We start from the raw sequence: 12,378 nt of genomic DNA, 5'->3' as shown, positions 1-12,378 counted from the left end.
GGCAAAAGATAAAATATTTATATCTTTTGCCGAAATACCATAAACAGTCCTTAATTAAGAAAAACGTCTATGAAACGCATACAACTTCTCCCCTTTATATTCTCCTTCCTCGCTCTTTTACATGCATCTTGCACGCAAGGTTCGCAAGGCAAGCGGGATACTAGACAAAAAGAAAGTCGCCAAGCCATTACGAAGGATAAAATTCTTACCGGCGCTGATCAGCTTGGAGCTTATTTACCATTGCTAAAAGGAAAAAAAGTCGGACTAATGGGCAATCAAACCTCAGTGGTTGGGCCGGATAAAAAACATCTGGTAGATGTGCTATTAGAAAACAAGATCGACCTTCGATTTGCATTTGCACCGGAACATGGTTTTAGGGGCAGTATTGAACGTGGTGAGAAGGTCTCCAATGAGATAGACGAAAAAACAGGTTTGCCATTATACAGTTTATACGGAAAAAACAAAAAAGCTGACTCCATCGTTAACTCCATCGATATCATGTTATTCGATCTACAAGATGTGGGGGCTCGGTTCTATACCTATATTGCATCTATGCATCAGGTTATGCAATTGTGTGCAAACCATGGAAAGAAAATAATCATTTTGGATCGTCCAAATCCAAATGGAGATCAAGTAGACGGCCCGGTAAGAAAGGATGATAAATTTAAGTCTAATATCAGTTTTCACAAAATAGCAATGATTCATGGCTTGACGATCGGTGAATTGGCTCAAATGATCAATGGCGAAGGATGGTTGGACAAAGGAAAAAAATGCGATTTGACCGTTATATCCTTGAAAAACTGGGATCATAAAACACCTTACTCATTACCCATAATCCCCTCCCCCAGTCTACCGAACGATGTCTCGGTTCGTTTGTATATGTCTCTTTGCCTCTTTGAGGCTACAGACGTGAGTGTAGGAAGAGGCACAGATTGGCCCTTTCAGGTATTGGGTTACCCGGATCCTTCCTTCGGCAAATTCACTTTCACTCCGGGCTCCAAGCCTGGTATGAGTGCCCACGTTGAACAGCAGGATAAAACATGCTATGGACTTGATTTGCGCGATATAGACCCCAAAAGTTCAACTTTTACGCTTAAATACGTATTGGATTTTTACAAGCTATTTAAAAAAGCAGGTATTGCTGACCAATTTTTCGCTCGCCCCGAATTCTTCAATAAACTGGCAGGCAATGATAAACTCATACAACAAATTAAGGCCGGTATGACGGAAGATGAGATCAAGGAAAGCTGGAAACCGGAGCTTGAAATCTATAAAAAAATGAGAAAGAAATATCTGCTATATCCGGATTTCGAATAGCCCCTGTATTAATCGCTCATCATACCCGATGACGTCATCCGGGTGCAAAAACAACTATAAGTGATGAAAAAAATACTCATCCTTCTTTTACTCCTTTTTGTTGAAAAGACCTATGCACAGGATTTTCATTTTGCACATGTTACCGACACACATGTTGGGAGCGAAACCGGTGCGGAAGATTTAAGAAAAACTGTTGCAGATATCAATAAAAATAAAGACTTAAAATTTGTAATTGTTTCGGGTGATATTACCGAATTCGGAGCGGATCATGAACTTAAGCTTGCCAAACAGATACTGGACAGCATAGATATTCCTTATTACGTTGTTCCCGGCAATCACGATGCGAACTGGTCAGAAAGTGGCGGCAATAGCTTCAGGCAGGTTTTCGGTTCAGAAACCTTTTATTTCACCCATGGAGGTTATCGATTTGCCGGCACCAATTCGGGACCAAATATGCGCATGGGACCCGGGCAGATACCTAGAGAAAACCTAGTCTGGCTAGATTCCGTATTAAAACTGAATGACGATTTACCACTGATCTACGTCAATCATTATCCACAGGATTCTTCCCTCAATAACTGGTACGAGGCGATAGACCGTATCAAAAAACATAATGTACAACTTTTTCTTTGTGGGCACGGCCACGTCAATAAAGCTTATGATTTCGAAGGTATTCCAGGTGTAATGGGACGTTCGAACCTACGGGCAAAAAGAAGCACCGGTGGTTATAATATAGTACGCATATCATCCGGCAAAGCTATTTACCAAGAACGAAATCCAGACAGTCTTACTCAATCACCCTGGTTAACTATCCTCTTGAAAAACCACCACTTTGAAAGGGACATTGATGTATATCCTCGACCTTCCTATGCTGTGAATGAGAAATTTAAACAGATACAGGAAGTATGGGGTTTCCAAGACCGGAGCGATATAGGCTCAGGGCTTGCCTTGGCTAAAAAAAAGCTGATTACCGGGAATACATCTGGCGAAATATATGCCTTAGACGTAAACAGTGGAAAGAAGCTCTGGTCTTTTCAAACGCAGGGAAAAATATACGCCACACCGACCATTTGGAAAGACATGGTAATTGCTGCCTCATCCGACAGTTATATTTACGGTATCGACTTACGAAACGGGGTGCAAAAATGGAAAATCAAAACAGGTAAAGCCGTGCTAGGATCTCCCGTGGTCCACAAAGGCATTGCTTATATCGGTGGGTCGGACGGCACTTTCAGAGCCATCAATATCCGCTCGGGTAAAATAAAGTGGTCATTTGAAGGATTAAAAGGCTATATATCTGCTAAACCGCTGATTTATCAAAACAAAATTTATTTCGGCACTTGGGGAAATGAGTTTTATGCATTGGATCTAAAAACGGGAAAAACGTGCTGGCATTGGAGCAATGGAGCCTCAAACAGAATGCTGTCGCCAGCTGCCTGCTATCCCGTAGGAGCCAATAACCGCATCTTTATTGTCGCTCCCGATCGTTATATGACAGCGCTCGACGCAGCCAAGGGAACAGTAATCTGGAGAAAGAAAATGGATAATTACCGTGTCCGTGAAAGCATTGGACTTTCGGCAGATCGTTCAATGGTATATGCCAAGACAATGGACGGGCAGCTCATCGGTGTATCGACAAAGGCTAATGATATGCGAATCGTTTGGCAATCGTCCCTTCAATTACCTTACGAGTTGGCCCCTACAGCTATTGAGGAGTCGAGTAATATCGTCTGGGTTCCAAGCAACTCCGGATTGTTAACGGCCATTAAACGCCAAGATGGAAAACTTATTTGGCAGCATAAAATTTCCAATTGTTTGATAAATCCTTTGTTGCCGTTAGACAAAAAACATATCGTAGTCAGTACAATGGACGGAAAAATTGTAAAATTAAGCGTTAGAAGATGAAAAAGCTTATCTTTTATTGCGCCATCTTTAGCTTTTGCTTTGCTTGCGCATCAAAAAAAATACGGCAAAATCAGCATACCGTGATTCGCATCAATCAATTGGGATATGGTCCAGAAAGTATAAAAGTAGCCGTTTGGGGCTCTTTAAATCAAGAAAGTATTGATTCTTTTAGTTTGATAGACGCCCGCAGTAAACGAAGCGTATTCACATCCGATGTAGGCAGAGACTATGGCGCATACGGTCCATTTAAGCAGAGCTATCGGCTAAACTTCTCTAACTTTGCGGATACGGGAAGCTTTTACATTGTAGCAGGTTCAGGAAAGTCACCGGTCTTTCGGGTAGCGCCCGATGTATATAAAGGAACGGCTGATTTTGTGCTTCGCTATATGCGTCAGCAGCGGACGCTATTCAATCCATTTCTAAAAGACAGTTGCCACACACATGACGGCTTTACCTTATATGCCGCCAAAGCGGGTCTACCTGATAGCACGAAGATTGACGTTGGAGGGGGCTGGCACGACGCGTCAGACTACCTACAATACTCCACTACGTCAGCTAATGCGATCTATCACTTGTTAGCTGCATATCGGGATTTTCCGGGTGTTTTTATCGATGAAAAACGAGCGAACGGGCTCAGCGGTCCCAATGGCATTGCAGATGTATTGGATGAAGCAAAATGGGGATTAGATTGGTTGCTCAAAATGCATCCCGAACCACATCTCATGTTCAACCAAATTGCAGATGATCGCGACCATGCCGGTATGCGGATGCCGGCTGAAGATCCTTTTTACGGCCGTGGCTATGAGCGACCCGTTTATTTCATTGATGGACAAGCCCAACAAAGAGGAAAATTTCTAAACAATACAACCGGCACCAGCTCGACGGCTGCTAAATTTACGAGTGCTTTCAATCTCGGCAGTTTATTATTTACACATGTAGATGAAAGCTACGCTTATAAATTAAGAAATAAAGCCGAAAGCGCATATGATTTCGCAAAAATAAAGCCGGGAGTAACACAGACCGTTTCTGTAAAATCACCCTATATTTATGCCGAAGACAATTGGGTAGATGATATGGAATTAGCTGCGGCAAGTAATTTACAAGTAACAGGTGATATTAAATTTAAGAACGAAGCGCTACAATACGCGAGGCAAGAGAAAATAACGCCATGGCTTGAAACCGACACAGCTTCACATTACCAATGGTATCCATTTATCAATCTAGGCCATTATGAACTGGCAAAACAATTGAATGGAAAAGATCGGGAAGAGCTAATTTCCTATTATCGGCAAGGTATCGAGAAAGTTTGGACGAGAGCAAAACAAAACGCTTTTTTTCGAGGAGTCCCTTTTATATGGTGTAGTAATAACTTAACGGTTTCTTTTGCTATCCAATGTTTATGGTATCGAAACTTGACAGATGACGAATCTTATACAGAACTTGAACAGTCAAATATCGACTGGCTATTCGGATGCAATCCCTGGGGAACAAGTATGGTATATGGTTTACCCCGCAATGGCGATAGTCCAACAGATCCACACTCGGCATTTACTCACTTAAAAAATTTCCCTATCGATGGCGGACTGGTAGATGGCCCGGTATATAGCAACATATTCAATAACCTAATCGGTATTGAATTGGTAGACCCGGATGAATACGAAGCGTTCCAATCCGACTTAGCAGTCTACCACGACGATTATGGTGATTATAGTACAAATGAGCCCACCATGGACGGAAGTGCGTCACTCATTTATTTATTGGCAGCCAAAGAACATGAGTTACAGGGAGGAACTCCGGGAAAAAAGTAGTTTTGGATCGCTATGGTGCTATAGTCAGAGGTGATTGTAGTCGCAAAGAGATAGCTTTAATATTCTCGGCCGACGAATTCTCAGAAGGGGCAACAACTATCCTTCGCCAATTGCAACAGCAGAACATTAAAGCTTCTTTTTTTTTAACGGGCAGATTTTTGGACAATCCAATAAACGAGCCATTGATTTTGAAAATGCTGGAAGATCAACATTATATCGGTGCCCATTCAGACCAACATTTGCTTTATTGCGACTGGACAAACAGAGACAGCTTATTAATTGATCGGCGCACTTTCGATCAAGATCTTTCTAAGGTTTATTACAAATTAAAAAGATTTGGCATCGATAAAACCAAAGCCCCCCTATTCTTACCCCCATACGAATGGTACAATAAAGAAATAAGTGAATGGACTAGTAATCATGGATTACAATTAATTAACTTTACGCCCGGAACGCTGACAACAGCTGACTATACAACGCCCGATATGGGTAAAAGATATCGCTCGTCAGAAGTCATATATGAGTCCGTTCTTTCTTTTATGAAACAAGACATACATGAACTGAAGGGATTTATTATGTTAATTCATTTAGGCGTAGGGCCACATAGGAAGGACAAATTTTACAATAGATTACCTAGCTTAATAAACACATTATTAGATAACGGATATCGTTTCGAAAGAATAGATGAACTGTTGAAATAGCTGTATGCACGTTTTTTAGTTTTGTACACATAAAAACGCATAAAAATGCATATATTAGCTGTGTGGATTTTTGACTGTAATAGTTAATAATAACGATGGAGAATACAACTGAAAAAGAATCTTACTACAACGACCTGGAAAAGATGTCGGTTAACGAGTTATTAACCAATATTAATCAAGAGGATCAAACCGTACCGGAAGCGGTAAAAAAATCGATCCCTCAGATCGAAGCACTCGTAAAAATTACGGTTGAAAGAATGGAAGAAGGTGGCCGTCTTTTTTACATCGGTGCAGGCACCAGTGGACGTTTAGGTATATTAGACGCATCTGAATGCCCGCCTACTTTCGGTGTTCCTTTTGATTGGATTGTAGGATTAATAGCTGGCGGTGATACCGCTATCAGAAAGGCGGTAGAATTTGCAGAAGATGACAAACGACAGGCATGGAAAGATTTGAGCGAACATGGCATTAATAATAAAGATGTAGTGCTTGGCATCGCAGCATCCGGTTCGACACCTTACGTAATTGGAGGGTTAGAGGCTGCCAATGAAGCTGGAGTTACGACCGGTTGCTTAGTCTGCAACGCAAATACACCAATGGCAGAAATTGCCAAATTTCCGATTGAAGTAATAACAGGCCCTGAATTTGTTACGGGCTCAACGCGCATGAAAGCCGGAACGGCACAGAAGCTCGTGCTAAACATGTTAAGTACTTCGGTGATGATTAAGCTGGGCAGAGTAAAGGGAAACAAAATGGTGGATATGCAGCTAACCAACACCAAACTATTCAATAGAGGCACTCGCATTATAATGGAAGAAACAGGCGTTAACCAGGAAAAAGCGAATGAATTACTGGAGAAATACGGTAGTGTAAGGAAAGCTATAGAATACATGCTTCACCTATAAAACCAGTTCAAGCGATTCAAAATCACATAATATAAATTGCAAAAACGTCTATTGAATTATGTCGCCTATTACCTTACTTAGTTTTCTTCTGATTTATTTTGGGGTTTTAATCTTAATTGCTTATTTAACTTCCAGAAAGTCATCAGACAATGCCACCTTTTTTATCGCCAACAAGAGCTCTAAATGGTATGTAGTAGCTTTCGGAATGATAGGTACAGCTTTGTCAGGTGTTACATTCATATCCGTCCCGGGAGCTGTTGGAAACGGTAGTTTCGGTTATTTCCAATTTGTATTGGGCAATGCGGTCGGCTTTATCATGATAGCGTTCGTGCTTTTGCCACTTTATTATAAGATGCACCTCGTTTCGATTTATTCATACTTGGAACACCGACTTGGATTTTATAGCTATAAAACGGGTGCCATGATTTTTTTGATTTCGAGAACGATCAGTTCGGCTTTTAGGCTTTATCTCGTAGCAATCGTATTACAACGCTTTATTTTTGACGCTTGGCATGTTCCTTTCGCCCTTACCATAATCATATGCCTACTGCTCATCTGGCTGTACACCCATAAGGGGGGGCTAAAAACCATTATCATCACAGATTTATTGCAAACCTTCTTTTTACTGCTTTCCGTAGTTTTATCGATTTATTTTATTGCCGACAGTTTAAATCTGAATTTTTTCGAAACGATCGAAACAGTAAAGGATAGCAGTTATTCAAAGATTTTCTTTTGGGAAGACTTTATGGAAAGTAAAGCGAATTTTTGGAAGCAATTTTTGGGCGGTGTTTTTGTTACCATCGCTATGACCGGTCTAGATCAGGATTTAATGCAGAAGAACTTAAGTATGAAAACCATAGGCGAAGCGCAAAAAAATATGCTCACCTTCACAACAATTTTCATATTTATTAACCTGTTTTTTTTGTCTGTTGGTGCATTACTATACATCTATGCAGCCAAAAACAACATTGATATCGCCCAATTGAGGACACCGGACCATCTATATCCGGAAATAGCCCTTAATCACCTCGCTATTGTACCTGGTATTATCTTTATGCTCGGACTAACAGCAGCTACCTTTGCTACAACCGACTCGGCCCTTACAGCACTCACTACGTCCTTTTGTGTCGATTTTTTAAACTTTAATAAAAAAGAAGATCCCAACGACCATAAACTGGTTAAAACAAGGAACATCGTTCACTTTGTGTTTTCTTTTCTCATGCTCGTGGTGATTCTCTTCTTTCGACTAATCAACAATGACTCCGTTGTAAACGCAATTTTCATTGCAGCAGGATATACCTATGGTCCTTTGTTAGGACTTTTTGCTTTTGGCATGCTATCTAAACGATCGGTACAAGATAAATTAGTTCCCTATATCTGCCTCATCTCCCCTGTATTTTCCTACCTCATTGAGTCTTGGCTAAAAAAATCACTTGGTTATACCGTTGGATTTGAGCTGATTTTACTAAATGGATGCCTAACCGCACTGATGCTGTTAATTACCAGCAAAAAAAGAAAGGCATAAGGCTGAGGGTGTGAGACTAATACACTATACCTTCACATAAATTCCTTTCTTGTCCATCACGTAACAAACAGCCCATAGTAAGGAAAGAAAACAAATAGCATACACAAAAGATCCAATCTCCGGAGGCCCGGGAAATTTCGCGCAGATTTCTGTATAAAACCACCGTAATGGCGAGGTATAAATGGGATTACCTGTTTCGTCAAACCCATTTTCAATTCGCATTAACGACAGTGTTTTAGGTATTAGCGCACTCATTACAAAAATGAACAATGGATTTTTGCCAAACACATCAAAGAATTTCGTAACGAAATTTTTATGCCCTTTAATTTCTACAAACCAGATTAATACGCCCAAAGCTGTAATCGCCAATCCGCTACTATAAAGAACATAGGAACTCGTCCATATTTTTTTATTAATAGGGAAAGCCAATCCCCATGTCATTCCTCCAAGTGTTAACAAGGCAGCCGTAACCATCAAGGTGCTGACTGTACGATAGATAGGCATTGGTCCTTCAATGGCTTTCGTGCCGGTTTGTATATATTGTCCCACTAAAAATCCGATAACAACCTGGATAACCGCCGTAAACGTGCTGGCAATACCTTCGGGCTCAAACGGAACGCCCTCCCCTTTGTACATATGAGCAATCTGCAATATAGACACATCGATTTTTGTACCAAACCAGCCCTGCAAACTATAAGGGTCTGAATCGCCCAAAAGTATACATATCAACCAATAAGTAAGCAGTATAAAAATACTTATGAGAACGACTGTTTTAGTTTTAAAGAAATACACTAAGATAGATGCGAAGCAATAGCAAAGTGCTATTCGCTGCAATACACCTAGTATTCGTATACCACTATCGGATTTTATCGGGTTTATCCAATATTTAAACAAAAGAGTGTCGTTACTCCACTGTACAAAAGGATACCAATTAAGTAAAAGACCTATTAGAAAAATAAGAATGGTTCGCTTTAATACCTTTTTCCAAAACACCTTGCCTGCCTGCGTTCGTAACCTTGGGATCACAAAAGACATCGCATTACCTACTGCGAATAAAAAAAAAGGAAATACCAGGTCTGTTGGTGTACAACCATGCCAAGGTGCGTGTTTTAAGGGCGAGAAAGCGTAGCTCCAACTTCCGGGGTTATTAACAAGAATCATGAGGGCGACCGTTGCTCCTCTAAAAACATCCAGCGAATAGTAGCGTTGGTTCATTTAATTTGAGTTTGTTCAGGCTATACAATATGGCGACAATTACATGCGAAATAAAAATACAGATAAGTAATCGAATATGCAATATTATTATAAAAACAAGCATAAAAACGCAGACAAAAACAACACTACTTGCTATTTACGATCGAGCAGATGCATATAATAATTTTTTGCCTTCGACGGCATGAGCGCTATGATTTATGTAACGACTTAGTTAATTAAAAGCTATTTTGTCACAGCTGATTCATAATATCTAAGCAGCGCTCTTAACCTTCGTGACAAAGACTGCCAGACGTTTGATTTGGCTCGTTTTTTGCTATAGAAATACTGCAAAAAAAACTGGATAAAACCCTAAAAATCAGACAACTTTTTTGCTTTTCATTCGTTAATAAGAAAAATAATTTTTGTACTTTTGCACACTTTATTAAAGAAAGGGGCATATAAATAATTAATGAGACAGCTCAAAATAACCCAGTCGATTACTAACCGTGAATCGCAATCGTTAGATAAGTATTTGCATGAAATTGGTAAAGTTGACCTAATTACAGCAGAAGAAGAAGTAATACTTGCCCAAAAAATCAGGGAGGGCGATCAAGCTGCTTTAGAGCGTTTAACTAAGACCAATTTACGTTTCGTGGTTTCGGTAGCTAAACAATACCAAAATCAGGGACTAACACTTGGAGATCTTATCAACGAAGGAAACTTAGGATTGATTAAGGCAGCTAAACGCTTTGATGAAACCAAAGGTTTTAAATTTATTTCTTACGCTGTTTGGTGGATCCGTCAGTCTATCTTACAAGCAATTGCAGAGCAATCACGTATCGTTCGTTTACCGTTAAATCAGGTAGGTTCATTAAGTAAAATCAGCAAGGCTTTTTCGCGCCTCGAACAAGAATATGAACGCGAGCCTTCACCTGAAGAGTTAGCGGATATTTTAGAAACTACGGTGGACAAAATCTCTGATACCTTAAGCAATTCCGGTCGCCATGTGTCCATGGACGCACCTTTTGTTCAGGGAGAAGAAAACACTTTATTGGATGTATTGGAGAATCATGATCCAAATACAGACAGCAATTTGATAGACGAATCACTTTCTGAGGAAATCAAACGCTCATTAGCAACCTTAACGGAACGTGAGCGCGAAATCATCGTGTTATTCTTTGGTTTAGGATCCAATCATCCACTTTCTCTTGAGGAAATTGGTGAGACCTTTAACCTTACAAGAGAACGCGTAAGACAAATCAAAGATAAAGCCTTACAACGTTTACGCCATACCTCACGGAGTAAAATATTGAAGTCTTATCTAGGATAAGTACTTCAATTTAATTCGTAAAAAATATGAAAAGCAGCCGTTTTGGCTGCTTTTTTTTGTTTACAATTGAAAGATGTTCAAAGATCATACCTCCGGTCTTACGGAAAATTAACTCCGCCTACCCGACAATATTTACAAAATTGACAAAAACAATGAATGTAAATCATAATAATTTATAGATTTGTCAAAAATAAACCTTATTAAATTTCAAAATGACAAATCAAAACCAAACGGAATTTCAAAATTGGATTGAAAAAGAAAAAGCAGCTTTACAGCTAATCACTACTGTAGGACAACTTTCGTTTGAACGTTCTATTGAACTCATGCTTTTTAGAAGGCCATTATTCGACATTGGAAGCAGTGAAGCGCTTGCGATTCATCAATACGCGCGCGACATAACAGAAAAAGACATTTCCGTTTATGAGACATTAGAGCTCGCAAAGGCCATTAAAACGAGCAATTTGGCTCCTAGTCGAATCGATTTGGGTATATTGACGCTTAAGTGGATCGAACAACATCAACGATACACTTCCATACACGATTTCATTACCAAGGAACTGGCAAAGCACATAGGTTCAAATAAAGCAAAACTAACACCAAAAGACGTGATTTTATTTGGCTTCGGACGGATAGGTCGGGTGTTAGCCAGAGAGATCATATCACAAACCGGGAAGGGCGAACAACTACGTCTTCGCGCAATCGTTGTACGCGGCCTTCAAGATGGCGATTTGCAGAAAAGGGCTGATTTGTTTAAATACGACTCCATTTATAAAGATTTTAAAGGAACTGTCAGTATTAATCGCGAAAAAAAAGCCCTAATCATCAACGGCCAATTTATTCAACTGATTACCGGCACCGAACCGGAAACCATTGATTACACGCAATATGGAATCGATAATGCATTATTAATCGATAATACAGGCGCTTTTCGGGACCGGAAAGGGCTTGAAAAACATCTCCGTGCCAAAGGGGTTTCCAAAGTGCTCTTGACAGCGCCGGGGAAAGACGACATACCGAATATCGTTGCCGGCATCAATGAGCACCTAATTGACTTTAAAAAAGAAAGCGTTTTTTCATGCGCTTCCTGCACCACAAATGCTGTTGCGCCGGTCCTGCTCATGATAAACAAGCATTTCATGATCAAAAAGGCACATATTGAAACGATTCATGCCTACACAAACGATCAAAACCTCTTGGACAATTTCCATAAGAAAGAACGACGCGGACGAGCTGCAGCTAGCAACCTGGTAATTACAGAAACAGGATCTGCGAAAGCGATTTCCAAAGTAATTCCAACGCTGAACGGAAAGCTGACCGGCAATGCGGTTCGCGTACCTGTACCAAGCGGCTCTTTGGCCATCTTACATTTACAGTTATCAAAAAGTGTGGTAAAAGAAACGATTGAAAGCATCTTAAAAACGGAAGCTTTATTTGGTCCTTTATCGGAGCAAGTTGATTATTCCATATCGAGAGAGCAGGTAAGTAGTGATGTCATAGGAAATAACCACACCTGTGTTATTGATGGTCCGGCTACTATCGTTTCGGACGATGGCAAAACGTTGGTCATCTATGTTTGGTACGACAACGAATATGGATATTGCAGACAAGTTATCCGATTAGCAAAAAAAATTGCAGAGGTAGTTCGTTTAACTTATTATTAATTCCAACATAAAAAAGGCGCCATTTTACCGGC

At 40.2% G+C, this 12,378-nt stretch carries 9 protein-coding genes; 8 read left to right on the top strand and 1 reads right to left on the bottom strand.

Translation table 11 applies throughout. From position 1 onward, the window contains the following. Positions 1-69 precede the first annotated feature (69 nt). The 6 genes from ACH11B_RS18165 to ACH11B_RS18140 all read left to right on the top strand — a co-directional run bounded on the left by ACH11B_RS18165 (position 70) and on the right by ACH11B_RS18140 (position 8,161). Positions 70-1,317, top strand: a complete 1,248-nt coding sequence (locus tag ACH11B_RS18165; protein WP_377609152.1) for an exo-beta-N-acetylmuramidase NamZ domain-containing protein — start codon at positions 70-72, stop codon at positions 1,315-1,317. Positions 1,318-1,380: 63 nt separating this feature from the next. Then, the gene (locus tag ACH11B_RS18160) at positions 1,381-3,222 is read left to right on the top strand and encodes a PQQ-binding-like beta-propeller repeat protein (protein ID WP_149105663.1); all 1,842 of its coding nucleotides are present in this window, start codon (positions 1,381-1,383) and stop codon (positions 3,220-3,222) included. Further along, positions 3,219-5,030, top strand: coding sequence for a glycoside hydrolase family 9 protein (locus ACH11B_RS18155; protein ID WP_377609154.1), 1,812 nt, complete (start codon positions 3,219-3,221; stop codon positions 5,028-5,030). Before ACH11B_RS18160 ends, ACH11B_RS18155 begins: the two co-directional genes overlap by 4 nt. Positions 5,031-5,032: 2 nt before the next feature. Further along, positions 5,033-5,731: a polysaccharide deacetylase family protein gene (locus tag ACH11B_RS18150; RefSeq protein ID WP_242627369.1), complete on the top strand. Its 699-nt coding sequence runs from the start codon at positions 5,033-5,035 to the stop codon at positions 5,729-5,731. Positions 5,732-5,826: 95 nt separating this feature from the next. Next, positions 5,827-6,636 carry an N-acetylmuramic acid 6-phosphate etherase gene (gene murQ / locus ACH11B_RS18145; protein ID WP_149105662.1) on the top strand — a complete coding sequence of 270 codons (810 nt, stop codon included), beginning with the start codon at positions 5,827-5,829 and terminating at the stop codon, positions 6,634-6,636. A gap of 58 nt (positions 6,637-6,694) precedes the next feature. Further along, on the top strand, positions 6,695-8,161 hold the full coding sequence (locus tag ACH11B_RS18140) for a sodium:solute symporter (protein ID WP_013666520.1): 1,467 nt from the start codon (positions 6,695-6,697) through the stop codon (positions 8,159-8,161). A gap of 24 nt (positions 8,162-8,185) precedes the next feature. Here the strand turns inward: ACH11B_RS18140 and ACH11B_RS18135 are convergent, their stop codons facing one another. Further along, positions 8,186-9,376: an acyltransferase family protein gene (locus tag ACH11B_RS18135; RefSeq protein WP_377609155.1), complete on the bottom strand. Its 1,191-nt coding sequence runs from the start codon at positions 9,374-9,376 to the stop codon at positions 8,186-8,188. Between the two features lie 448 nt (positions 9,377-9,824). On the opposite strand from ACH11B_RS18135, the gene ACH11B_RS18130 reads away from it, so the two are divergent. Continuing rightward, on the top strand, positions 9,825-10,685 hold the full coding sequence (locus ACH11B_RS18130) for an RNA polymerase sigma factor RpoD/SigA (protein ID WP_013666518.1): 861 nt from the start codon (positions 9,825-9,827) through the stop codon (positions 10,683-10,685). Between the two features lie 212 nt (positions 10,686-10,897). Beyond that, positions 10,898-12,346, top strand: coding sequence for a glyceraldehyde-3-phosphate dehydrogenase (locus tag ACH11B_RS18125; RefSeq protein WP_377609157.1), 1,449 nt, complete (start codon positions 10,898-10,900; stop codon positions 12,344-12,346). The last annotated feature ends 32 nt before the right edge of the window (positions 12,347-12,378 follow it).

Origin of the sequence: Olivibacter sp. EAT-5, assembly GCF_044784325.1 — a bacterium.
Taxonomy (GTDB): Bacteria; Bacteroidota; Bacteroidia; order Sphingobacteriales; family Sphingobacteriaceae; genus Olivibacter; species Olivibacter oleidegradans.
The sequence above is the reverse complement of the archived record's forward strand: the minus strand, read 5'-3'. Positions and strand labels throughout refer to the sequence as shown.

Coding starts and splice junctions, on each gene's coding strand:
- ACH11B_RS18165 (WP_377609152.1), top strand. CDS start 70: ATGAAACGCATACAACTTCTCCCCTTTATATTCTCCTTCCTCGCTCTT.
- ACH11B_RS18160 (WP_149105663.1), top strand. CDS start 1,381: ATGAAAAAAATACTCATCCTTCTTTTACTCCTTTTTGTTGAAAAGACC.
- ACH11B_RS18155 (WP_377609154.1), top strand. CDS start 3,219: ATGAAAAAGCTTATCTTTTATTGCGCCATCTTTAGCTTTTGCTTTGCT.
- murQ (WP_149105662.1), top strand. CDS start 5,827: ATGGAGAATACAACTGAAAAAGAATCTTACTACAACGACCTGGAAAAG.
- ACH11B_RS18130 (WP_013666518.1), top strand. CDS start 9,825: ATGAGACAGCTCAAAATAACCCAGTCGATTACTAACCGTGAATCGCAA.
- ACH11B_RS18125 (WP_377609157.1), top strand. CDS start 10,898: ATGACAAATCAAAACCAAACGGAATTTCAAAATTGGATTGAAAAAGAA.
- ACH11B_RS18135 (WP_377609155.1), bottom strand. CDS start 9,376: ATGAACCAACGCTACTATTCGCTGGATGTTTTTAGAGGAGCAACGGTC.
- ACH11B_RS18140 (WP_013666520.1), top strand. CDS start 6,695: ATGTCGCCTATTACCTTACTTAGTTTTCTTCTGATTTATTTTGGGGTT.